Origin of the sequence: Burkholderia sp. Bp8992 (assembly GCF_003853705.1) — a bacterium.
Lineage (GTDB): Bacteria > Pseudomonadota > Gammaproteobacteria > Burkholderiales > Burkholderiaceae > Burkholderia.
Map to the genome: position 1 here is coordinate 50,398 of NZ_QTQI01000007.1, position 24,004 is coordinate 74,401.

General features: G+C 68.2%; 20 protein-coding genes. 12 read left to right on the forward strand and 8 right to left on the reverse strand.

Annotation, left to right across the window (positions count from 1 at the left end):
- Positions 1-9: 9 nt before the first annotated feature.
- The 5 genes from DIE03_RS12825 to DIE03_RS12845 all read right to left on the reverse strand — a co-directional run bounded on the left by DIE03_RS12825 (position 10) and on the right by DIE03_RS12845 (position 6,351).
- The gene (locus DIE03_RS12825; protein ID WP_124450739.1) at positions 10-861 is read right to left on the reverse strand and encodes a carbohydrate ABC transporter permease; all 852 of its coding nucleotides are present in this window, start codon (positions 859-861) and stop codon (positions 10-12) included.
- Positions 862-882: 21 nt separating this feature from the next.
- Positions 883-1,824, reverse strand: a complete 942-nt coding sequence (locus DIE03_RS12830) for a carbohydrate ABC transporter permease (protein ID WP_124450741.1) — start codon at positions 1,822-1,824, stop codon at positions 883-885.
- Positions 1,825-1,878: 54 nt separating this feature from the next.
- Positions 1,879-3,138 carry an ABC transporter substrate-binding protein gene (locus DIE03_RS12835; RefSeq protein WP_124450743.1) on the reverse strand — a complete coding sequence of 420 codons (1,260 nt, stop codon included), beginning with the start codon at positions 3,136-3,138 and terminating at the stop codon, positions 1,879-1,881.
- Positions 3,139-3,202: 64 nt separating this feature from the next.
- On the reverse strand, positions 3,203-5,194 hold the full coding sequence (locus tag DIE03_RS12840) for a beta-galactosidase (RefSeq protein WP_124450745.1): 1,992 nt from the start codon (positions 5,192-5,194) through the stop codon (positions 3,203-3,205).
- Positions 5,195-5,202: 8 nt separating this feature from the next.
- Positions 5,203-6,351 (reverse strand): ABC transporter ATP-binding protein, encoded by a 1,149-nt coding sequence (locus DIE03_RS12845; protein WP_124450747.1) that lies wholly within the window; start codon positions 6,349-6,351, stop codon positions 5,203-5,205.
- A gap of 189 nt (positions 6,352-6,540) precedes the next feature.
- Here DIE03_RS12845 and DIE03_RS12850 point away from each other — a divergent pair, with 189 nt between their 5' ends.
- Positions 6,541-7,566, forward strand: coding sequence for a LacI family DNA-binding transcriptional regulator (locus DIE03_RS12850; protein ID WP_124450749.1), 1,026 nt, complete (start codon positions 6,541-6,543; stop codon positions 7,564-7,566).
- 21 nt (positions 7,567-7,587) lie between these two features.
- Here DIE03_RS12850 and DIE03_RS12855 read toward each other — a convergent pair whose 3' ends face one another.
- Entirely contained in the window at positions 7,588-8,229 is a 642-nt protein-coding gene (locus tag DIE03_RS12855; RefSeq protein ID WP_124450751.1) for a GntR family transcriptional regulator, read from the reverse strand.
- Positions 8,230-8,361: 132 nt separating this feature from the next.
- Here DIE03_RS12855 and DIE03_RS12860 point away from each other — a divergent pair, with 132 nt between their 5' ends.
- Entirely contained in the window at positions 8,362-8,838 is a 477-nt protein-coding gene (locus DIE03_RS12860) for an OsmC family protein (RefSeq protein WP_124450753.1), read from the forward strand.
- An 18-nt stretch (positions 8,839-8,856) separates the two neighbouring features.
- Here the strand turns inward: DIE03_RS12860 and DIE03_RS12865 are convergent, their stop codons facing one another.
- The gene (locus DIE03_RS12865) at positions 8,857-9,807 is read right to left on the reverse strand and encodes a LysR substrate-binding domain-containing protein (protein WP_124450755.1); all 951 of its coding nucleotides are present in this window, start codon (positions 9,805-9,807) and stop codon (positions 8,857-8,859) included.
- 114 nt (positions 9,808-9,921) lie between these two features.
- On the opposite strand from DIE03_RS12865, the gene DIE03_RS12870 reads away from it, so the two are divergent.
- The 7 genes from DIE03_RS12870 (at position 9,922) to DIE03_RS12900 (ending at position 18,352) form a co-directional block, all read left to right on the forward strand.
- Positions 9,922-11,673 carry an IlvD/Edd family dehydratase gene (locus DIE03_RS12870; protein WP_124450757.1) on the forward strand — a complete coding sequence of 584 codons (1,752 nt, stop codon included), beginning with the start codon at positions 9,922-9,924 and terminating at the stop codon, positions 11,671-11,673.
- A 116-nt stretch (positions 11,674-11,789) separates the two neighbouring features.
- Entirely contained in the window at positions 11,790-12,719 is a 930-nt protein-coding gene (locus DIE03_RS12875) for a dihydrodipicolinate synthase family protein (RefSeq protein WP_124450759.1), read from the forward strand.
- Positions 12,720-12,744: 25 nt separating this feature from the next.
- The gene (locus DIE03_RS12880) at positions 12,745-13,674 is read left to right on the forward strand and encodes a Gfo/Idh/MocA family protein (RefSeq protein ID WP_124450761.1); all 930 of its coding nucleotides are present in this window, start codon (positions 12,745-12,747) and stop codon (positions 13,672-13,674) included.
- Between the two features lie 88 nt (positions 13,675-13,762).
- Complete coding sequence (locus DIE03_RS12885) at positions 13,763-14,776, forward strand: arabinose ABC transporter substrate-binding protein (protein WP_124450763.1); 1,014 nt, start codon at positions 13,763-13,765, stop codon at positions 14,774-14,776.
- A gap of 20 nt (positions 14,777-14,796) precedes the next feature.
- On the forward strand, positions 14,797-16,347 hold the full coding sequence (gene araG, locus DIE03_RS12890) for an L-arabinose ABC transporter ATP-binding protein AraG (protein ID WP_124450765.1): 1,551 nt from the start codon (positions 14,797-14,799) through the stop codon (positions 16,345-16,347).
- A 32-nt stretch (positions 16,348-16,379) separates the two neighbouring features.
- Entirely contained in the window at positions 16,380-17,399 is a 1,020-nt protein-coding gene (gene araH, locus DIE03_RS12895) for an L-arabinose ABC transporter permease AraH (protein WP_124450767.1), read from the forward strand.
- A 50-nt stretch (positions 17,400-17,449) separates the two neighbouring features.
- Positions 17,450-18,352, forward strand: coding sequence for an SMP-30/gluconolactonase/LRE family protein (locus tag DIE03_RS12900; RefSeq protein ID WP_124450769.1), 903 nt, complete (start codon positions 17,450-17,452; stop codon positions 18,350-18,352).
- Between the two features lie 70 nt (positions 18,353-18,422).
- On the opposite strand, the gene DIE03_RS12905 is transcribed toward DIE03_RS12900, so the two are convergent.
- Complete coding sequence (locus DIE03_RS12905; protein WP_124450771.1) at positions 18,423-19,331, reverse strand: amidohydrolase family protein; 909 nt, start codon at positions 19,329-19,331, stop codon at positions 18,423-18,425.
- Between the two features lie 169 nt (positions 19,332-19,500).
- Between DIE03_RS12905 and DIE03_RS12910 the strand changes: the two genes are divergently transcribed.
- The 3 genes from DIE03_RS12910 to DIE03_RS12920 all read left to right on the forward strand — a co-directional run bounded on the left by DIE03_RS12910 (position 19,501) and on the right by DIE03_RS12920 (position 23,821).
- Positions 19,501-20,328 (forward strand): p-hydroxycinnamoyl CoA hydratase/lyase, encoded by an 828-nt coding sequence (locus tag DIE03_RS12910; RefSeq protein WP_124450773.1) that lies wholly within the window; start codon positions 19,501-19,503, stop codon positions 20,326-20,328.
- Between the two features lie 42 nt (positions 20,329-20,370).
- Positions 20,371-21,822 (forward strand): aldehyde dehydrogenase, encoded by a 1,452-nt coding sequence (locus DIE03_RS12915; RefSeq protein WP_124450775.1) that lies wholly within the window; start codon positions 20,371-20,373, stop codon positions 21,820-21,822.
- Between the two features lie 97 nt (positions 21,823-21,919).
- A complete protein-coding gene (locus DIE03_RS12920) occupies positions 21,920-23,821 on the forward strand; it encodes a feruloyl-CoA synthase (RefSeq protein WP_124450777.1) in 1,902 nt (633 codons plus the stop codon).
- Positions 23,822-24,004: the final 183 nt, after the last annotated feature.

Consider the following 24,004-nt stretch of genomic DNA (forward strand, 5'->3'; position numbering starts at 1 on the left):
CGTGCGCGTTCAGCCTTTCGTCGCGCCGAACGTGAGCCCTGCGACGAAATGCTTCTGCATCGCGAAGAACATCGCGACCGACGGCAGCGCGGCGAGAATCGAGCCGGCCGATACGAGATTCCACGACGTCGTCCATTGCCCCTTCAGCGCCGCGACACCCGCCGTGATAGGTGCGGCCTCATCGCCTTGCGTGAGACACAGCGCCCAGAAGTAATCGTTCCACACGAACGTGAACACCAGGATCGCCAGCGCAGCCAATGCAGGCCGGATCAACGGCAGCACGATCCGCCAGAACACCGTCCATTCGCCGGCGCCTTCGATACGCGCGGCCTCGATCAGCTCGAACGGCAGCTGCTTGATGAAGTTGCGCAGGAACAGTGTGCAGAACCCCGTCTGAAACGCGACATGAAACAGGATCAGCGCTTCGACGGTATTGAACACGCCGAGCCTCAAGGACAGATCGCGCACCGGAATCATCAGCACCTGCACGGGCACGAAGTTGCCGGCGACGAACGTGCCGAACAGCGCGACATTGCCGCGAAACCGGTAGGTCGCGAGCGCGAAGCCGGCCATCGACGCGAGCGCGATCGAGCCGATCACGGACGGCACCGTGATCTGCACGCTGTTCCAGAAGTAATGCAGCATCGGCGACGTGGTGAGCGCATCGCGATAGTTCTCGATCATCGAGAAATGCCGCGGCCAGCCCCAGTAGTGGCCTTCGACGAGTTCTTCGGTCGAGCGCACCGACGTGACGAACACCGCGATCATCGGCAGCAGCCAGATCAGCAGCGCGACGGGCAGCGACAGCTTGTACAGCCGGCGCGATACCGGTTTCCAGTGGGCAACGGGTGTCGGAAACATGGTGAATGAACTCCCGAAAGGTCACTGTTCGTTGCGCAGCATGCGGCGCAACTGGAACACGATGTAGACGAGCATGATCGCGAACAGCACGACCGCGATCGACGCGGAATAGCCGAGCCGGTAGTACTTGATCGCCTGGTCGTACATGTAATACGCGAGCACGGTCGAACTCTCGAACGGGCCGCCGCTCGTCATCACCGAGATCAGGTCGAAGCTGCGCAGCGCGCCGATCACCGTGACGACGATCGCCATGAACGTGGTCGGCCGCAGTTGCGGCAGCACGACGTGCCACAGCAGCGCGAAGCCGCGCGCGCCTTCCATTCGCGCGGCTTCGATCTGTTCCGGGTTGACCGACGTGAGGCCGGTCAGGTACAGGATCATGCAGTACGCCGTCTGCGGCCACAGCGCGGCGAACACGACGCCGAGCGTTGCATAGCGCGCGTCGCCGAGCACCGGGATGCCGTGCCCCGCGAGCAGCGCGAGCAGCCCGAAGGTCGGATCGTAGAACCACGAGAAGATCAGGCCGACGACCACGCCGGACAGCACGAACGGCGCGAAGAACAGCGATTTCACGAGCCGGATGCCGCCGACCGCCTGGTTCAGGTACAGCGCGAGCGCAAGGCCGAGCGGCGGCGCGAGCATGAAGAGCGCGAGCCAGATCACGTTGTTGCGCAGCGCCGTGTAGAACGTCGGCGCCTGCAGCAGTTCGGCATAGTTCGCGAAGCCGACGAAGGTGCGCTCGGTCATCCCGTCCCAGTTGTACAGGCTCAGCCACAGCGTCGACAGGATCGGCCAGATCACATAGACGGCAACCATTGCGCAGGCCGGCGCGAGAAACAGCCACGCGGCGCGCCGTTGCCGCCGCACGGCAGGCGACGGGCGGCGCGCGGGCAACGTGGTGGCGGATGTCCCGCGCGGCGGCGCGGTGCCGGCGGGCGGGGTGGACGTGATCGGACTGGACACGGCAAGCCTCCTGAACGGACACGGCGGCACGCGGCCGCCGGTTGGGTCACGCGGTCACTTCTTGTAGATCCGCTTGCGGGTCTGTTCGAGTTGCGCGAGCACCGTATCGAGCTGCGCGGGATTCGCGAGGAACTGCTGCATGCCCTTCATCCCCTCGTCGGCCATTTCCTTCGTCATGTCGCGGTCGTAGAACTGCGCGACGCCGCCCTTCGTGTCGGCGAGGATCCGGAAACCGATGCGCGAGATCGGATCGGCCGGTTCGGGCGACTTGCTGTTGGCCGACAGCGAGCCGAGGCCTTCCGCGAGCTTCGCGCCCATCTCGGGCGTTTCGACGAACGCGAGGAACGTGTGCGCGTCGGCCTTGTTCTTCGCCTTCGTCGGGATGTGCAGCGATTCGACCGGGCCGTCCTCGGCGGTCGGCACCTTCGGGTCGATGATCGGGAAGCGGTAGTAGCCCATTTCCGGCTTCACGTTCGGCGGGAAACCGGCCGCGATGAAGGTGCCCATCAGCATCATCGCGGCCTTGCCCTGGAACAGGAACGGCTGCGCGCCGTCGAGATCGTAGGACAGCGCGTTGTCGATGAAGTAGCCGGCATCGATCAGCGACTTCCACGTCGTGTAGACCTTCTTCACGCGCGGGTCGGTGTACGGCACGTCGCCGGCCATCAGCTGCTGGTGGAACGCGTTGCCGTTCAGGCGCAGGTCGAGATAGTCGAACCAGCCGGCGAGCGTCCATGCGTCGCGGCCGCCGATCGCGACCGGCGTGATGCCGGCCGCCTTCAGCTTCTTGCACGCGTCGAGAAACTGGTCCCAGGTCTTCGGCTCGTCGGCGATGCCGACCTTGCGGAACAAGTCCTTGCGGTAGAACAGCCCCCACGAGTAGTAGACGGTCGGCGCCGCGTACTGCTTGCCGTTGTACGACGACGCGCTGCGCGTCGACGCATACATCGCGTCCCAGCCGTTCTTCGTCCAGTCGCCGCTCAAGTCCTCGAACAGCCCGCGCTTCGCGTAGTACGCCATCCGCTCGCCCGCGTGCCAGTTCACGACGTCCGGCGCGACGGTCGTGAGCCACGCGGGGAGCTGCACCTTGTACGCTTCCTCGTCGACGAAAGTAGGCTTCACGTCGATGTCGGGGTGCGCCTTGTGGAACGCTTCGATCGTCGATTGCCAGACCGCGCGCTGGCTCGCGCCCTTGAACGCGATGTTGATCGTCAGCGTGCCGGCATCGGCGGGCGCGGTCATGCCGAGCGACGCGAAGGCGACGGCGGCGGCCGTGGCGAGCCGTGCGGCGGCGCGAAGGGGGCGATGTGTCATGCGTGTCTCCAGTCCTGGGTGTCGTTGTGCGTGACCGGCGCGGCGTGGCGCCGGTGGCGGGGGGCTACGAACGGCTTCGATACACGGCCACGTCCTGCGGGCCGACTTGCGCGGCGCCGAGCACGAACGCCGACGGCGGTACCGCATCGATCGTGTGCGGCGCGTTGCCGTAGTTGAAAACGTAGGTCAGGCCGCCGCGCCGGCTCACGCGCACGCCGTCGCCAAGCGGCGTCGGCGCGAGGCCCGCTTCGGCCGCGACATCGGCGAGCAGCTTCACGGTGGTCGTCTCGTCGAACAGCGCGGCCCAGTAGTGCAGCGCGCCATGCGACACGCAGGCCGGATGACCATCGGCGAAGCGTGCGTGCACGACGCTGCGCGTGTCGTCGTGCAGCTCGACGAAGTCGCGCCAGTGACGCGCGTGGCCCGCGAGCGGCGAACCGTCGCGCAGCGTGCCGTCGATCCGCTCGGTCACGTTCGGCCGCAGCGACTCGACGCGCCACACGCGCACCGGCAGGCTCGATGCGAGCGGGCCGGGCGGCAGCGTCGGCGGAATCTGCAGGTCGACGGTCTTCGAGCCGGTGCGCGGCCCGAACACCGCATGCGCGCCCGATGCGGCGAGCCGTGCCGCGAAATCGTCCGGGACGACGGGCAGCGGCGGGACGACGACGAGACGGTAGCCGTCGAGCGGCGCGTGGGCCGACACAATGTCGACGTCGAGGCCGAGCGAGCGCAGCGCCGAGTAGTACTCGAATGCGAAGCGCGGGTAGTGGAAATCGGCGCCCTGCGGCTGCACTTCGAGCAGCCACTTCGCCTCGTAGTCGAACACGAGCGCGACGGGGGCACGCACCGTACCGTTCGCGTCGGCATCCGCGCCGGCGTCGAGCACGGCGGCGATCTCCTGGGCGACCCGCTGCGCTTCGCGCCCGCCTTCGTCGAGCCGGTTGTCGGGCGTGTTCAGGCCCGCATGCATCTGCTCCTGCGCGAACGGCGCCTGCCGCCAGCGGAAGTACGACACGCAGCCGGCGCCGTGCGCGAACGCTTCCCAGCTCCACAGGCGCACCATGCCCGGCAGCGGCGCGGGGTTCCACTGCGCCCAGTTAACGGGCCCCGGCTGCTGCTCCATCACCCAGAACGGCAGCTTCGACATGCCGCGATACAGGTCGTGATTGAACGACGCGAAATCGGGATGGCCGGTGCGCAGCCAGCGCGCCTTCACGTCGGGCGCGAACCATTGCTCCTCGAGCGCACCGAGCGGGTAGCTGTCCCACGTCGCGATGTCGAGGTCGCGCGCGACCTCGTAGTGATCGAACTCGGTGAACAGCTGCATGAAGTTGTGCGCGACGGGCCGGCCCGGCGAATGCGCGCGGATCACGTCGACCTGCATCCGGTGATAGCGCGCGACCTCGTCGGACGCGAAGCGCCGGTAGTCGAGGCGATGCGACGGATGGGCTTCGGTCACGGTGCCGATGGGTGCGTCGACTTCGTCGAAGTGGCGATATTCCATGCTCCAGAACACGGTGCCCCACGCGCGGTTCAGCGCGTCGATCGTGCCGTAGCGCGCCTTCAGCCACGCACGGAAGCGTACGAGCGCGGCCGGCGAGTAGCTGACGACCGTCTGGTGGCAGCCGAGTTCGTTGTCGGTCTGCCAGTACCGCACGGCCGGGTGGCGGCCGTAGCGTTCGGCGACCGCCGTGCAGATCTGCCGCGACGCTTCGAGATAGGTCGGCGACGAGAAGTCGTAGTGGCGGCGCGAGCCGAACGCACGCGGCCGGCCGTCCGCGCCGATCGCGAGGATGTCGGGATGGCGGTCGACCAGCCATTTCGGCGGCGTCGCGGTCGGCGTGCACATCACGATCTCGAGGCCGGCCGCGCCGAGCACGTCGACCGCACGGTCGAGCCAGCCCCAGTCGTATTCGCCCGGCGACGGCTCGATGCGGCTCCACGCGAATTCGGCGATCCGCACCTGCTCGATGCCGAGCGCTTTCATCCGGCGGGCGTCATCGGCCCACATCGATTCCGGCCAGTGTTCCGGGTAGTAGCAGACTCCGAGGCGCATGCCGATCCTTATGCGTAGTGGTGGACGTGGAGGTCGGCGCACGCGGGCACCGCGCGGCCGTCTTCGGTGAAGAGATGGCAGGCCGCGGCCGGCGCGTGCACACGGACACGCTCGCCGGTGCGCACCTGCGCGTCGCCGGGCACCTTCGCGATCAGCGGTGCGCCGCCGGGCGTGTCGAGGTGCACGTAGGTCTGTTCGCCGAGGCGTTCGACGAGCGCGACGTCGCGCGCGAGCGTCGTGGCGTCGAGCGCGGCGCCGAGCGTCAGGTGTTCGGGGCGAATGCCGAGCGTCACGGCGGCGCCGGCACCGAGCGCAGAGCCGTCGCGCGGCAGTGTGAAGGTTTCGCCGGACGGCACGAGCGTGACCGTCGTGCGACGTGCGTCGCACGCGGTGACGACGGCCGGCAGGAAATTCATCCGCGGCGAGCCGATGAAGCCCGCGACGAAGCGGCTGGCCGGGTGGTGGTAGAGGTCGAGCGGCGCACCGACCTGCGCGATGCTGCCGTGTTGCGCGGTGTCCGCGCCGGCGTGCAGCAGCACGATCTTGTCGGCGAGCGTCATCGCCTCGGTCTGGTCGTGCGTCACGTAGACGACGCTCGCGCGTTCGAACTGCCGGTGCAGCTTCGCGATTTCGACGCGGGTCTGGCCGCGCAGCGCCGCGTCGAGATTCGACAGCGGTTCGTCGAAGAGGAACACGCCGGGCTCGCGCACGATCGCGCGGCCGATCGCGACCCGCTGCCGCTGGCCGCCCGACAGCGCCTTCGGCTTGCGCTCGAGCAGCGCGTCGAGCTGCAGGATGCGCGCGGCGTCGCGCACCTTCCGGTCGATCTCGGCTTTGGGCACGCGGGCGAGCTTCAGCCCGAACGCCATGTTCTCGTACACCGTCATGTGCGGAAACAGCGCGTAGCTCTGGAACACCATCGCGACGCCGCGCTCGGCGGCCGGCACGTCGTCGACGCGGCGGCCGTCGATCGACAACTCGCCCGCGCTCAGGTCCTCGAGGCCGGCAATCATGCGCAGCAGCGTCGACTTGCCGCATCCGGACGGCCCGAGGAACACGCAGAACTCGTGCGCGCCGATCTCCAGATCGACGTCGCGTATGACCGGCGCGTGCTCGCCGTAGGCTTTCTGCACGCGCCGCATCGAGATGCTCGCCATTGTCTCCGCTCCATGTTTTAATGCGCCGTACAGCTTGATTAAGCGCTTAATCATCGCGATCAAAAAAAGGGGCGATGCGATCGCGGCCGAGTCGCGCCCGTCGGTCGGGCGGCAAGGTGTGCGACGATAGTGCGCCGCTTCGGTGAGCGAAGCAAATACTGGATCGGTGTCTCATATAGTGAGCAAACGATGGCAACACTGGATGAAGTGGCGCGCCGCGCCGGCGTGACGGCCGCGACGGTGTCGAACGTGCTGCGCGGCCGTGGCCGAGTGGGCGACGCGACGCGTGCGCGCGTGCTGGAGGCCATCGAGGCGCTCGGGTACCGGCCGCATCTCGCCGCGCGGGCGCTGGCGGAAGGGCGCGCGCCGACGGTCGCGCTGATGGTGTCGAGCATCGCGAACCCGTTCTATCCGGAGTTCGCGCTGGCGGTCGAGCGGGCGGTGCGCCGCAACGGGCAGTTCCTGATCGTCTGCAATACGAACGAAGATCCGTTGCAGGGGCGCGCGTATCTCGACCAGATCGCCGGCACGATTTCCGAGGGGATACTCGTGACCAACGCGAACCTGCACCTGCCGGATCTGCTCGACGTCGCGCGGCGCGGCGTGCCGGTCGTGCTGTGCCTGTGGGAGCGGCCCGAGGCGCCGCCCGACGGATTGCCGTGCGTGGCGATCGATTTCCGCGAGGCGGGACGGATCGCGACGCGGCATCTGCTCGAACTCGGCCACGAGAAAATCGGTGTGATCATCGGCGGGTCGGCGAGCGGCGTGCAGGCGGCACGCTACGACGGCTTCGTCGACGTGATGCGCGAGGCCGGGCTCGATGCGTCGATCGTCGCGGCCGAGCCCGATTCGATCGAAGGCGGCGTGCGCGCGGCGGGGTGGCTGCTCGATGCACATCCGCAGCTGACCGCGCTGGTGGCAACCAACGACCTGCCGGCGATCGGCGCGCTGCATGCGGCGGCCGATCGCGGCAGGCGCGTGCCCGATGATCTGTCGATCGTCGGGATGACCGACATTCACCTCGCCAGCGATACGCGCCCCACGCTGACGACCGTCGCGATCCCGACCGCCGAAGCGGCCGGCCTTGCGGTCGAGCTGCTCAATACGTTGCGCGAGGCGGGCGGCCAGAGTGACGAGGCGTCGCGCGTGCGTGTCGCGTCGTTGCCGAAACTGAGGGTGCGCGGGACGACCGGGCCGGTGCCGCGCGCGGTATAACGGCACGCGGGCGAGCCGGGCTCAACTGCCTTCGACGAGCCGCATCACGATGCTTCTCGCCGACTCGAGATGCGCGATCGTCATCGAGCGTGCCGCACGCGCATTGCGTTCGCGACATGCCCGCAGAATCTCTTCGTGCTCGACCTGGAACGACGGCGTATCGGCGAGCAGCGTGGTCTGCAGGCGCTCGTAACGTTCGACCTGGCTGCGCAATTCGGCAATCGACTTCAACTGTCGCGCGTTACCGCAGCACGAGTAAAGCAACGCGTGGAATTCGCGGTTCAGTTCTCCCTGCCTGCGCGACACGGTCGCATCGCCGAGCAGGCGATGCACGAGTTCGGCGCGCGCCAGCGTTTCGTCGTCGAGCCGCTTCACGCTCCGGTAGATCGCGTCGCCTTCGAGCAGCACGCGCAAATCGTAGATTTCCTGCACGTCGGACGCACTCAGCATCCGCACGACCGCGCCGCGATTCCTGAAGATATCCAGCAAGCCTTCGCGTTCCAGCCGCTGGATCGCCTCGCGCATCGGAATCCGGCTGATGCCGAACCGCTCGGCCAGGTCGCGCTCGACGAGCCGTTCGCCGGCCGAAAGCTCGCCGTTGATGATCATGTCGCGCAGCGATGCGGCGACGGCGTCCGCCGTGGAGTCGAGTTTGGCTTCCATGCCTGCGTGTTTCGTCAATTTGGAATAATGGTATACCAAACGGCAATCCAGTGCCACAATGACGGCACACAGGCGGGTGCTGCAAAACGGCATCCGGCACGGTCGAAGCAACCGACATCAATGGAGAGCGAGATGGCATCAGGTGAACACACGTATCGCGTCGCAGTGGAGTGGACGGGCAATCGCGGCACCGGCACGTCGGGATATCGCGAGTACGGCCGCGATCATGTGATCCGCGCCGGATCGAAGCCGGATATCCCCGGTTCGTCGGACGCGGCGTTCCGCGGCGATGCCGCGCGCTGGAACCCCGAGGACCTTTTGGTCGCGTCGGCATCGGCGTGCCACAAGCTCTGGTATCTGCACCTGTGCGCCGAGGCAGGCATTCGCGTGCTCGGCTATGTCGACGACGCGGAAGGCACGATGGTCGACAACGCCCAGGAAGGCCGCTTCACCGAAATCGTGCTGCGCCCGCACGTGACCATTCAGGCGGGCGACGATCGCGAAAAGGCGGCGCATCTGCATCACGATGCGCATGCGAAGTGCTATGTCGCGAACTCGGTCAATTTTCCGATCCGCTGCGAGCCGGTGATCGAGTTTGCTGCGGCGTAAGAAACCGCAGCCGCATCGTCACTGCACGACCCCATAAACCTCCCGCGCAGCCGCACGAATCGCATCGGCCATCATCGCGACGGCCGGCGAATGCAGCCGGTCGGTGCGCGTGATGATCCCGAAATCGTCCATCCGGCAATCCATCTCCAGCGGCAGCAACGTGACGATCCCGTGCCGCGCGTAATAGCGCGCGACGTCCTCGGCGAGCACCGCGATCATGTCGCTCTGCTCCAGCAGTTGCGTGATGAACAGCAGCGCCGCCGTTTCGACGAGGTTCGCCGGCGGCGCGAGGCTCGCGCGCTGGAACACGAGCTCGAAGCGGTGCCGCAGCACGCTGCCGGCCGGCGGCACGACCCACGCGGCGCGCTGCACGTCCGCGAGCGACAGCGGCGCCTGCGCGAGCAGCGGATGGCCGGGCCGCACGACGGCGGCGACCGACTCGCCGGTCAGCGGCTCGTAGCGCAGGCGCAGCTTGTCGTGTTCGGCCGAGAGCCGGCCGAGCACGATGTCGATCTTCTCCTGCGCAAGATGTTCGAGCAGCACGTTGCTGGTGTCGATCTCGACCGACACGTGCAGGCCCGCGTGCGTGCCCTTCACCGCGGCGACGGCCGGCGGCACGAGCCGCAGCCCCGGCGACGTGATCGCGCCCACCGCCACGTGGCCGAGATGGCCGGCCTTCAGCGCGGCCAGTTCCTCGTGCGCCTGGTCGAGGCTGCCGAGCGCCGCACGCGCGTGGCGGATCAGCGCGTCGCCGTACAGCGTCGGCCGCATCCCGCGCGGCAGGCGTTCGAACAGCACCGCGCCGATCGATTCCTCGAGTTCGCGCAGCAGCTTCGACGCGGCCGGCTGCGTCATGTTCAGCGCGGCCGCCGCGCGATGAATGCTGCCTTCGTCGGCAAGCGCGACGACCAGCAAGAGCTGGCGCGTCTTCAGGCGGCCACGGTTTCCCCACGGACTGGCTTCGGGCATCGTACGGGTTTATATCGATATCGGAATCTATATCGTAATCGCCAAAAACGTCATTAGCCAGTTATCAAAATTCTGCCTAGACTGCGCCGGTATCCCGTCACCACAGGACTGACGATGTCGGCAACAAAACCCAGGCTGCGCTCCGCCCAATGGTTCGGCACGAACGACAAGAACGGCTTCATGTACCGGAGCTGGATGAAGAACCAGGGCATCCCCGATCACGAGTTCGACGGCCGGCCGATCATCGGCATCTGCAACACGTGGTCCGAACTGACGCCGTGCAACGCGCACTTCCGCAAGCTCGCCGAGCACGTGAAGCGCGGGATCTCCGAGGCGGGCGGGTTCCCGGTCGAGTTCCCGGTGTTCTCGAACGGCGAATCGAACCTGCGTCCGTCGGCAATGCTCACGCGCAACCTCGCGTCGATGGACGTCGAGGAAGCGATCCGCGGCAACCCGATCGACGCGGTCGTGCTGCTCGCCGGCTGCGACAAGACGACGCCCGCGCTGCTGATGGGCGCGGCGAGCTGCGACGTGCCGGCGATCGTCGTGTCGGGCGGCCCGATGCTGAACGGCAAGCTGGAGGGCAAGAACATCGGCTCCGGCACGGCCGTGTGGCAGCTGCATGAAGCGCTGAAGGCCGGCGAGATCGACGTGCATCACTTCCTGTCGGCCGAAGCAGGGATGTCGCGCTCGGCCGGCACCTGCAACACGATGGGCACCGCATCGACGATGGCGTGCATGGCCGAGGCGCTTGGCGTCGCGCTGCCGCACAACGCGGCGATTCCGGCCGTCGATTCGCGCCGCTACGTGCTCGCGCACATGTCGGGCATCCGCATCGTCGAGATGGCGCTCGAAGGGCTCGTGCTCTCGAAGATCCTGACGCGCGCGGCATTCGAGAACGCGATCCGCGCGAATGCGGCGATCGGCGGCTCGACGAACGCGGTGATCCACCTGAAGGCGATCGCCGGCCGCATCGGCGTGCCGCTCGAACTGGAAGACTGGATGCGCATCGGCCGCGACACGCCGACGATCGTCGACCTGATGCCGTCGGGGCGTTTCCTGATGGAGGAGTTCTATTACGCGGGCGGGCTGCCGGCCGTGCTGCGCCGGCTCGGCGAAGGCGGGCTGCTGCCGCACCCGGACGCGCTGACGGTGAACGGAAAGTCGTTGTGGGACAACGTGCGCGAAGCGCCGAACTACGACGAGGAAGTGATCCGCCCGCTCGACCGGCCGCTGATCGCGGACGGCGGCATCTGCATCCTGCGCGGCAATCTCGCGCCGCGCGGCGCGGTGCTGAAGCCGTCGGCAGCGAGCCCCGAACTGCTCAAGCATCGCGGTCGCGCGGTGGTGTTCGAGAACCTCGACCACTACAAGGCGACGATCAACGACGAAGCGCTCGACATCGACGCGAGTTCGGTGATGGTGCTGAAGAACTGCGGGCCGCGCGGTTATCCGGGCATGGCCGAGGTCGGCAACATGGGGCTGCCGCCGAAGCTGCTGCGCCAGGGCGTGAAGGACATGGTGCGGATTTCCGACGCGCGGATGAGCGGCACCGCGTACGGCACGGTCGTGCTGCACGTCGCGCCGGAAGCCGCCGCCGGCGGGCCGCTCGCGGCCGTACGCAACGGCGACTGGATCGAACTCGACTGCGAGGCCGGCACGCTGCATCTCGACATTACGGATGAAGAGCTGCAGCGCCGCCTGTCGGACGTCGATCCGACCGCGGCGCCGGGCGTGGCCGGCCAGCTCGGCAAGGGCGGCTACGCGCGGCTGTACATCGATCACGTGCTGCAGGCCGATGAGGGGTGCGACCTCGACTTCCTGGTCGGCACGCGCGGCGCGGACGTGCCGAGCCATTCGCATTGAGCGGCGGGCGGCGCGACATGCGCCACCGCCGGTTGCGGACCGTTCCGGTCCGCGCAACGTGAAACCGTGAACGCAAGACGGCCGGCCATTACCGAGGCCGGCGCAGGACGCGAAACATGACATCGAGCAGCACGCCGCGCTATCGCGGCATCTTTCCCGTCGTCCCGACGACGTTTACCGATTCCGGCGAGCTCGACCTCGCGAGCCAGAAGCGCGCGGTCGATTTCATGATCGACGCGGGCTCGGACGGGCTGTGCATCCTCGCGAACTTCTCCGAGCAGTTCGCGATCACCGACGACGAACGCGACGTGCTGACGCGCACGATCCTCGAACACGTTGCCGGCCGCGTGCCGGTGATCGTCACGACGTCGCACTACAGCACGCAGGTGTGCGCGGCGCGCAGCCTGCGCGCGCAGCAGCTCGGCGCGGCGATGGTGATGGCGATGCCGCCGTATCACGGCGCGACGTTCCGCGTGCCGGAAGCGCAGATTTTCGAGTTCTACGCGCGCGTCTCCGACGCGATCGCGATCCCGATCATGATCCAGGACGCGCCCGCGAGCGGCACCGCGCTGTCCGCGCCGTTCCTGGCAAGGATGGCGCGCGAGATCGAGCAGGTCGCGTACTTCAAGATCGAGACGCCGGGCGCGGCGAACAAGCTGCGCGAGCTGATCCGGCTCGGCGGCGATGCGATCGAGGGGCCGTGGGACGGCGAGGAGGCGATCACGCTGCTCGCCGACCTGCATGCGGGCGCGACCGGTGCAATGACGGGCGGCGGCTTTCCTGACGGGATCCGGCCGATCCTCGAAGCATGGCGCGAAGGGCGGCACGACGATGCGTTCGCGCATTACCAGGCGTGGTTGCCGCTGATCAATCACGAGAACCGCCAGTCCGGGATCCTCACCGCGAAGGCGCTGATGTGCGCCGGCGGCGTGATCGCGTGCGAGCGGCCGCGGCATCCGATGCCGGAACTGCATCCAGACACGCGCGCGGAGCTGCTCGCGATCGCGCGCCGGCTCGATCCGCTCGTGCTGCGCTGGGCGCACTGAGCGATTCGCGAAGGAGACATGCACGATGAGTGATCCGATTTCGCTGGGTGTCGTCGGGATCGGCAAGATCGCGCGCGACCAGCATTTGCCGGCGATCGCCGCCGAACCGGGCTTTGTGCTGACCGCGTGCGCGAGCCGCCACGCGGAAGTCAGCGGCGTGCGCAACTATCAGGATCTGCGCGCGCTGCTGGCCGCCGAGCGCGAGCTCGACGCCGTGTCGCTGTGCGCGCCGCCGCAGGTGCGCTACGCACAGGCGCGCGCGGCGCTCGAAGCCGGCAAGCACGTGATGCTCGAGAAGCCGCCGGGCGCGACGCTCGGCGAAGTGGCGGTGCTGGACGCGCTCGCACGCGAACGCGGCCTCACGCTGTTCGCGACCTGGCATTCGCGCTGTGCGAGCGCGGTCGAGCCCGCGCGCGCGTGGCTCGCGACGCGCACGATCCGCGCGGTGCAGGTGCGCTGGAAGGAGGACGTGCGGCGCTGGCATCCGGGGCAGCAGTGGATCTGGGAGCCCGGCGGCCTCGGCGTGTTCGATCCGGGCATCAACGCGCTGTCGATCGTCACGCGGATCCTGCCGCGCGAGCTCGTGCTGCGCGAGGCGACGCTGTTCGTGCCGAGCGACGTGCAGACGCCGATCGCGGCCGATCTCGATTGCGCGGATACCGACGGCGTGCCGGTGCGCGCGGAATTCGACTGGCGGCACGGCCCTGTCGAGCAATGGGAGATCGCGGTGGACACGGCCGACGGCGTGCTCGCGATCAGCCGCGGCGGCGCGCAATTGTCGATCGCGGGCGAGCCGGTCGAGATCGGCCCCGAACGCGAGTATCCGGCGCTGTATGCGCATTTCCGTGCGTTGATCGCGCGCGGTGAGCGCGACGTCGACGTGCGGCCGCTGCGGCTCGTCGCCGACGCCTTCCTGTTCGGCCGGCGCGTGCAGACCGACGCGTTCGGCCGTTGAACGAGCGCGGACGCTTCGGCTCGACGCGCGCACGACGTATCAATTTCGGCACACGTCACGGCACCAGCCGACATAAAGGAGACACCGCATGAACCGCACGACTCACACGATTCGCCGCCATACGTTGCGCGCGCTGCTGGCCGCGCTCTGCATCGCACCGCTCGGCATGCAGGGCGCCGCGCGCGCCGATGCGCCGCTGAAGATCGGCTTCCTCGTGAAGATGCCCGAGCAGGCATGGTTCATCAACGAGCAGAACGCGGCGTCCGCGCTCGGCCAGAAGGAGAATTTCTCGGTCGTGAAGATCGGCACGCCGGACGGCGAGAAGGTGCTGGCCGCGATCGACAACCTCGGTTCGCAGGGCGCGCAGGGCTTCGTGATCTGCGCGCCGGACGTGCGCCTCGGCCCGGCGATCGCCGCGCGCGCGAAGCGCTACAACATGAAGTTCGTGACGGTCGACGACCAGCTCGTCGATTCGACCGGCAAGCCGCTGACGAACGTGCCGCACCTCGGGATGTCGGCGACCAAGATCGGCAACCAGGTCGGCCAGGCGATCGCCGACGAGATGAAGCGGCGCGGCTGGAAGCCCGAGGAGGTCGGCGCGCTGCGGGTCACGAACTACGAGCTGCCGACCGCGAAGCTGCGCACCGACGGCGCGACACAGGCGCTGCTCGCGAACGGCTTCCGCAAGGAGAACATCTTCGACGCGCCGCAGAAGACGACCGACGACGAAGGCGGCTTCAGCGCGGCCGCACCCGTGCTCGCGCGCCATCCGAACGTGAAGAAATGGGTGGTCTACGCGCTGAACGAGGAAACCGTGCTCGGCGCGGTGCGCGCGACCGAACAGCTGCACATCCCGGCGTCCGACGTGATCGGCGTCGGCATCAACGGCGCGGGCGAGGCGTTTGCCGAATTCCAGAAGAAGGAGCCGACCGGCTTCTACGGGACGATTGCGGTCAGCTCGACGAACCACGGCAAGGACAGCACGCAGAACCTCGTCGACTGGATCCGCAACGGCAAGATGCCGCCGGCCGACACGCAGACGAGCGGCAAGCTGATGACGCGCGCGAACTGGCAGGCCGTGCGCACCGAGCTCGGTATCTGAGCGGACGAGGCGAGAACGCGATGACGATGCAGACGATGACGGCCGTGTCCGGGCGCGACGCCGAAGCGGGAACGCCGAGGCCGGACAGCCCGCTGCTCGCGCTCGACGGCATCACGGTGACGTTCCCGGGCGTGCGTGCGCTCGACGCGGTGTCGCTGTCGGTGCGTGCGGGCGAAGTGCACGGGCTGATGGGCGAGAACGGCGCGGGGAAATCGACGCTGCTGAAAGTGCTGTCCGGCGTGAACCAGCCGCAGGCCGGCACGCTGATGCTGAACGGCGCCGTGCAGCGCTTCGCGTCGACGCGCGCGGCGCTCGAGGCCGGCATCGCGATCATCTACCAGGAGCTGCATCTGGTGCCCGAGCTGACAGTCGCGGAGAACCTGATGCTCGGGCAGCTGCCGAGCCGGCTCGGCGTGGTCGACGAGCGCACGCTCGCCGCGCGCGCGCTCGATGCGCTGGAGCGGCTCGGCGAGCACATCGATCCCGGCATCCCGGTGAAGTATCTGTCGATCGGTCAGCGCCAGATGATCGAGATCGGCAAGGCGCTGATGCGCGATGCACGCGTGATCGCGTTCGACGAGCCGACGAGTTCGCTGTCCGCGCGCGAAACCACGCAACTGTTCCGGATCATCCGCGCGCTGCGCGCGGAAGGCCGCGCGATCATCTACGTCACGCACCGGATGGAAGAGGTCTACGAACTGTGCGACCGCGTGACCGTGTTTCGCGACGGCCGCCGCATCGACACGTTCGATTCCGTCGCCGATCTCGACCGCGACCGGCTGATCGGCTGCATGGTCGGCCGCTCGATCGAGGACGTGTACGGCTATCGGCCGCGCACGGCCGGCGACGTGCTGATCGAGGCCAAGGGGCTCGCGGGGCCGGGCCTTGCGGAACCGGTGTCGTTTACCGCGCGGCGCGGCGAGATCGTCGGCTTCTTCGGGCTCGTCGGCGCGGGCCGTTCGGAGTTGATGAAGCTGCTGTACGGCGCGGTGCGCCCGAGCGCGGGGCATGTCGAGCTGAACGGGAAGCGCGTCGCGTTCGGCAGCCCGCGCGACGCGGTGCGCGCCGGCATCGCGCTGTGCCCGGAAGACCGCAAGCAGGAAGGCATCGTCGCGATCGCGTCGGTGGCCGACAACCTGAACATCAGCGCGCGCCGCCATTTCAGCCCGGCGCGCGTGCTGCTCGACGGACGGCGTGAACGCGAACTCGCGCAACGCTACATCGAGCGGCTGGCCATCAAGACCCGCGACGGCGATACGCCGATCGGCGCGCTGTCGGGCGGCAACCAGCAGAAGGTCGTGCTCGCGCGCTGGCTGGCCGAGCGCATCGACGTGTTCCTGATGGACGAGCCGACGCGCGGCATCGACGTCGGCGCACGCGCGGAAATCTACAACCTGTTCTACGAACTCGCGGAAGCGGGCCGCACGGTGATCCTCGTGTCGAGCGATCTGGCCGAGGTGATCGGCGTGTCGGACCGCATCATCGTGATGAAGGAAGGACGGATCGCGGGCGAGGTCGCGAAGGCGCACGCGACGCCCGACGCGCTGATCAAGCTCGCACTGCCGCGCTAGCGGCGTGCTGCAACAACCGGAACGCATACGACATGAGCCAGGCCATGCAACCCCAACGCACTTCCCCGTCACCCGATGCCGCCGCCGTGCCTGCACGCGCGCGCGGCGGCGTGTGGCAGCTGATCAACCGCTCCGGCATCGTGATGGTGTTTCTCGTGCTGTTCGCGACGCTGTCGCTGACGGTGCCGGACTTCCTCACGCCGCGCAACATCCAGGGCCTGCTGCTGTCGGTCACGCTGATCGGCTCGATCGCGGTGACGATGATGTTCGTGCTCGCGCTCGGCGAAGTCGACCTGTCGGTCGCGTCGATCGTCGCATTCGCGGGCGTCGTCGCATCGACGCTGATCACCGCGACGCACAGCGTCGTGCTCGGCATCGCGGCCGGCGTGCTCGCGGGCGGCGCGGTCGGCCTCGTGAACGGCGTGCTGATCGCGCGCTACCGGATCAATTCGCTGATCGTCACGCTCGCGATGATGGAAGTCGTGCGCGGGCTCGCGTTCATCACGTCGAACGGCGACGCGGTGATGATCTCCGAGGAGCGCTTCTTCGATCTCGGCGGCGGCTCGTTCCTCGGCATTTCGTATCCGATCTGGAGCAACATCGTCGGCTTCGTCGTGTTCGGCTTCCTGCTGCGCAAGACGGTGTTCGGCAAGAACGTGCTGGCCGTCGGCGGCAACGGCGAGGCCGCGCTGCTCGCGGGGCTGCCGGTGATGCGCATCAAGATCACGGTGTTCGTGCTGCAGGGGCTCGTGACGGGCTTCGCCGGCGTGATGCTCGCGTCGCGGATGAGCCTCGGCGACCCGAAGACGTCGGTCGGCCTCGAACTCGGCGTGATCTCCGCGTGCGTGCTCGGCGGCGTGTCGCTGACGGGCGGCGTCGCGACGATCTCTGGCGTGCTGGTGGGCGTGCTGATCATGGGCTCCGTGCAGGATGCGATGAGCCTGCTGAACGTGCCGACCTTTTACCAATATCTGATACGCGGCGGAATTCTGTTGCTCGCGGTGCTGTTCGACCAGTATCGTCGCAACCAGCGGCGCGCGATGAAGATCTGACTTCGACCACGCGCGGCCGCCTGCAAATACGACGAATATCGGGAGACGGCATGCAACAGACTCAACCGGCCGCGTCGGCGACGCTGCTGGCCGACACCCGCAACACGCTCGGCGAAGGCGCGACGTGGTGCGACAAGGCGCACGCGCTGTACTGGGTGGACATCGAAGGCGCGCAGCTGTGGCGCTGCCGTGCGGACGGCGCCGGCCTGACGTCGTGGGCGATGCCCGAGCGGCTCGCGTGCTTCGCGCTGACCGGCGATCCGGACGTGCTGCTCGTCGGGCTCGCGACGCATCTCGCGTTTTTCGACCTGCGCAGCGGCGCGTTTACGCGAATCGTCGACGTCGAGCCCGAGTTGCCGACGCGGCTGAACGACGGGCGCTGTGACGGGGCTGGCGCATTCGTGTTCGGGATGAAGGACGAAGGCGGCGAGCCGCCGCGCGCGGTCGGCGGGTTCTATCGGCTCAATCCGGATCTCACGCTCGAACGGCTTGCGTTGCCGGCGGCGGCGATCGCGAACAGCATCGCGTTTTCGCCGGACGGCTCGAAGATGTATTTCTGCGATTCGCTGGTGCGCGAGATTTTCGTGTGCGACTACCACGCGGGCGGCGACGTCGCGAACGTGCGGCCGTTCGCGCGGCTGACGGACGTCGACGGCGACCCGGACGGCTCGACGACCGATCGCGACGGCGGCCTGTGGAACGCGCAGTGGGGCGGCCGGCGGGTCGTGCGCTACGGGCCGGACGGTGTCGAGACCGAACGCGTCGCCGTGCCGACCACGCAGCCGAGCTGCGTGGCGCTCGACGGTGAAGGGCGGTTGTATGTGACGAGTGCGCGCGTCGGGCTGAGCGACGCCGCGCTGGCGAGCGATGCCGATGCCGGCGGCGTGTTCGTGACCCGGACGCGCCATGCGGGGCTGCCGACCGCACGCTTTGCGGGCCGCGCCACGGCCTGAGTACGGCGGCGCGGCAGCGTACGGCCGACTGCCGCGCTGCGTTCACCGCGATCGTCGCGCTTCCGGTTCCTCACGGCCCCGCATCGACGCGTGACGCCTGTTCCGCGTCGAGCCCCAGCAACGCCACCGCGTTGTCCTTCAGGATCAGCGGATGCACGTCGGGCCGGAAGCCGGCGCCCTGGAAATCCTCCAGCCAGCGATCCGGCCGGATCAGCGGAAAATCCGATGCGAACAGGACCTTGTGCCGCAGCAGCGTGTTCGCATGCTTGACCAGCTCCGGCGAGAAATACTTCGGCGACCATCCCGACAGATCGATGTAGACGTTCGGCTTGTGCAGCGCGATCGACAGCGCCTGCTCCTGCCACGGCCACGATGGATGCGCGATCACGATCTTCATGTCGGGGAAATCCGCGGCGACGTCGTCGAGGTGAATCGGTTCGGAATACTTGAGACGTAATCCGCCGCCGCCGCGCATGCCCGATCCCATGCCTGAATGGCCGCTGTGAAACACGGCCGGCAACCCGTATTCGGCGATGACTTCATAGATCGGATAGGCGATCGGGTCGTTCGGATAGCACCCTTGCATCGTCGGGTGGAACTTGAAGCCCTTCACGCCGTGTTCTTCGATCAGGCGACGCGCCTCGCGCGCGCCGAAGCGGCCCTTGTGCGGATCGATGCTCGCGAACGCGATCATGATGTCGCGGTTCTCCTGCGCAAACCCGGCGATCTCCTCGTTCGGAATGCGGCGCCGGCCGATGTTCGTCTCGCAATCGACGGTGAACATCACGAAGCCGATGCGGCGCTCGCGGTAATACGCGATCGTTTCCGGAATCGTCGGCCGGCGGCCTTGCTTCAGCACCGTGCCGAAGTACTTGTCGGCCGCATCGTCGAATGCCTTTGCGAACAGGTCGGGCGGCTGGCAGCACGACACTTCGGCGTGCACGTGCGTGTCGATTGCAATCAGGTTCCGGATGTCCAAGCGTGTCTCCTCATGTCGTGAGCCGTCGCCGCGGCGACGTGTTTTCCAGGCGTTTGCGCCCGATTAGGGGTTTCTCCCGAGCCGTTTCCATTCTACTTTACATATCAGGCTACCTGATAGTAAATTGGCGGCGAGTCGCGTAGGGCGGCACTGTCATTGGAGAACGAAGATGAGTTACGAAGGTCGCTGGAACACCGTGAAAGTCGCGGTCGAGGGCGGGATCGCATGGGTGACGCTGAACCGTCCGGAGAAGCGCAACGCGATGAGCCCGACGCTGAATTCGGAGATGATCGACGTGCTGGAAACGATCGAGCTCGATCCGGAAGCGCAGGTGCTCGTGCTGTCCGGCGAAGGCGACGCGTGGACGGCGGGGATGGACCTGAAGGAGTACTTCCGGGAAATCGACGCGGGCCCGGAAATCCTGCAGGAAAAGATCCGCCGCGACGCGAGCCGCTGGCAGTGGCAATTGCTGCGCATGTACGCGAAGCCGACCATCGCGATGGTCAACGGCTGGTGCTTCGGCGGCGGCTTCTCGCCGCTCGTCGCGTGCGATCTCGCGATCGCGGCCGACGAAGCCGTGTTCGGCCTGTCGGAGATCAACTGGGGCATCCCGCCGGGCAACCTCGTCAGCAAGGCGATGGCGGACACGGTCGGCCATCGCCAGGCGCTGTACTACATCATGACCGGCGATACTTTCACCGGGCAGCAGGCCGCGCAGATGGGGCTCGTCAACAAGAGCGTGCCGCGCGCGCAACTGCGCGACGAAGTGCTCGCGCTGGCCGCGAAGCTGCTCGACAAGAACCCGGTCGTGATCCGCAATGCGAAGCATGGCTTCAAGCGTTGCCGCGAGCTGACGTGGGAGCAGAACGAGGACTACCTGTACGCGAAGCTCGACCAGGCGAACCATCGCGATCCGGAAGGCGGCCGTGAGCAGGGGCTCAAGCAGTTCCTCGACGACAAGAGCATCAAGCCGGGCCTGCAGGCGTACAAGCGCTGACGCGCGAAGCGGCACGCAAACGGACTGAGGGGAGACAGCGAAATGCATGAAGTGAGTTTGTTGATCGATGGCGTGTCGCGCGGCGCGTCGGACGGCGCCACGTTCGACCGGATCGATCCGGCGACGGGGCAGGTGGCCTCGCGCGCCGCGGCGGCGACGCTCGCCGATGCGGATGCCGCCGTCGCGGCGGCGGCGCGCGCGTTCCCGGCGTGGGCCGCGCTCGGGCCGACCGAGCGTCGCCGGCGGCTGCTGGCGGCGGCCGACCGGATGGACGCACGCGCCGGCGAATTCATCGAGACCGGCCGGGCCGAAACCGGCGCGATGGCGAACTGGTACGGCTTCAACGTCATGCTCGCGGCGAACATGCTGCGCGAGGCCGCCGCGATGACGACGCAGATCGACGGCGCGGTGATTCCGTCCGACGTGCCCGGCAGCATCGCGATGGCCGTGCGCCAGCCGTGCGGCGTCGTGCTCGGGATCGCACCGTGGAACGCGCCGGTGATCCTCGCGACCCGCGCGCTCGCGATGCCGCTCGCCTGCGGCAACACGGTCGTGCTGAAGGCGTCGGAAGGCTGCCCCGGCGTGCACCGGCTGATCGGCAGCGTGCTGCACGAAGCGGGGCTCGGCGACGGCGTCGTCAACGTGATCACGCACGCGCCGCAGGACGCGCCCGCGATCGTCGAGCGGTTGATCGCGAACCCGGCCGTGCGGCGCGTGAACTTCACCGGATCGACGCGCGTCGGCCGGATCGTCGCGACGCTCGCCGCGCAGCATCTGAAACCGGCGCTGCTCGAACTCGGCGGCAAGGCGCCGGTGCTCGTGCTCGACGACGCGGATCTCGATGCCGCGGTCGACGCGGTTGCATTCGGCGCATTCTTCAACCAGGGGCAGATCTGCATGTCGACCGAGCGCGTGATCGTCGACCGCAAGGTCGCGGACGCGTTCGTCGACAAGCTCGTCGCGAAAGCGCGTACGCTGAAGGCCGGCAACCCGGCCGCGCCGGGTGTCGTGCTCGGCACGCTCGAAAGCGCGGCGGCCGCGCAGCGCATCGCCGCGCTGGTCGCCGATGCGCGCACGCACGGTGCGGCGTTGCCGCTCGGCTGCGAAGTCGACGGCGCGGTGATGCAGCCGACGATCGTCGACGACGTGACGCGCGACATGAAGCTCTACGCAGACGAATCGTTCGGGCCGGTCGTGACCGTGCAGCGCGTCGACGGCGACGACGCAGCGCTCGCCGCCGCGAACGACAGCGAATACGGATTGTCGGCGGCGGTGTTCAGCCGCGACATCGCGCGCGCGATGCAGGTCGCGAAACGGATCGAGTCGGGCATCTGCCACGTCAACGGCCCGACCGTGCACGACGAGGCGCAGATGCCGTTCGGCGGCGTGAAGGCGAGCGGTTACGGCCGGTTCGGCAGCAAGGCGTCGATTGCCGAATTCACCGACCTGCGCTGGATCACCGTGCAGACCGGGCCCCGCCACTACCCGATCTGAGCGGGCCGCCGCCTCGCGGCAAACACGACGACAACGACACAACGCAGTGTCCGCCGGCGCGGCCCAACGCGCCGGCGGAACCGACTGGAGACAAACCTTGGATGCGGATCCGACTCCCCTGCGCGGCACGGCCGCCGTGCAGCCCGACCTCGCCGGTTACCGTCCCGTCGCGATCGGCGCGGCGCCGCCCGAGATCGCGCAGCGCGACGGCTGCTGGACCCTGCGCGCCTCGACCGCGCTCGGCGCGTATCCGCGCCGCCTGACCGACCGGCTCGTCAGCGGCGCGCAAGCGCACCCGGACCGCTGGCTCGTCGCGCAACGCGGCGCCGACGGCGCATGGGTCGGCATCAGCTATGCGCAAATGCTCGAACGGGCGCGTGCGATCGGCCAGGCGCTGCTCGATCGCGGGTTGTCGGCCGAGCGTCCGGTCGCGATCCTGTCCGGCAACGATCTCGAACATCTGCAGATCGCATTCGGCGCGATGTGGGCCGGCATTCCGTACGCACCGCTGTCGCCCGCGTATTCGCTCGTCTCGAGCGATTACGGCAAGCTCCGCCATGCGCTGGCGCTGCTGACGCCGGGCCTGGTGTTTGCCGCCGACGGCGACGCGTTTCGCGCGGCGCTCGATGCGACGGTGCCGGACGACGTCGAGCGCGTGGTCGTGTCGGCGCCGGACGGGATGCGCGGCGTCACGCGCTTCGCGGCGCTGCTCGACACGGCGCCGCACGGCGTGGACGCGGCGCACGACGCGATCACCGGCGACACGATCGCGAAATTCCTGTTCACGTCCGGATCGACGCGCATGCCGAAGGCCGTGCCGACCACCCACCGGATGCTGTGCAGCAACCAGCAGATGCTGCTCGAAACGTTTCCGCAATTCGGCATCGAGCCGCCGGTGCTCGTCGACTGGCTGCCGTGGAACCATACGTTCGGCGGCAGCCACAACGTCGGCATCGCGCTGTACAACGGCGGCACGCTATACGTCGACGACGGCAGGCCGGTGGCGGGCAAGTTCGACGAGACGCTGCGCAACCTGCGCGAGATCGCGCCGACGGTGTATTTCAACGTGCCGAAAGGCTGGGAGGAACTGGCCGCCGCGCTCGAAACCGATGCCGCGCTGCGCGCGACCTTCTTCTCGCGCGTGAAGATGTATTTCTTCGCGGGCGCGGGGCTGTCGCAGGCCGCCTGGGACCGGCTCGAACGCGTGACGCTCGCGCACTGCGGCGAGCGCATCCGGATCATGGCGGGTCTCGGGATGACCGAAGCCGCGCCTTCCTGCATGTTCACCACGGGGCCGATGTCGGGCGCCGGCTACATCGGGCTGCCCGCGCCCGGCTGCGATGCGAAGCTGGTGCCGGTCGACGGCAAGCTCGAAGCGCGTTTTCGCGGGCCGAACGTGATGGCCGGCTACTGGCGCGCGAGCGGCGACGACGCGCGGGAAGTCTTCGATGACGAAGGCTACTACCGCAGCGGCGACGCGGTGCGTTTCGTCGACGCGCAGCGCCCGGAGATCGGGCTGATGTTCGACGGCCGCATCGCCGAGGATTTCAAGCTGTCGTCGGGCACCTTCGTGAGCGTGGGGCCGATGCGCGCGCGGATCGTGTCGAACGGCGCGCCGTATGTGCAGGACGCGGTCGTGACCGGGATGAACCGGGACGACGTCGGCGTGATGATCTTCCCGCGTGTGGACGAGTGCCGCCGTCTCGCCGGCGCGGGGCCGGACGCCGACGTGCGTACCGTGCTGCAGGCGCCGCGCGTACGGGCGTTCTTTGCCGACCTGCTGGCGCGGCTGAACCGCGAGGCAACCGGCAGCGCGACGTTCATCGCGCGGCTGTGCCTGCTCGACACGCCGCCTTCGCTCGATCTCGGCGAGGTGACCGACAAGGGTTCGATCAACCAGCGCGCGGTGCTCGCGCAGCGCGCGGCGCTCGTCGACGCGATGCATGCGGCCGACGCCGCCGACGTGGGCGTGCTCGTCGCCGGCCCGCGCGGCGCGTGACGCGCGCGAGATGAGCGGCCGGGCAGCCAGTATCGCGCGTTGAAGCGCGACAGGCCGTTCGTCATCGGCGAACGGCCCGGCGCGCTGGCGTTGCGGCGAACGAATTTGCCAGGCAGACGGCGCGTCTCACGCGTTGCACGTGCCCCGAAGGCGGTCCCGTCTAGGACGCCTGTCGACGCACGT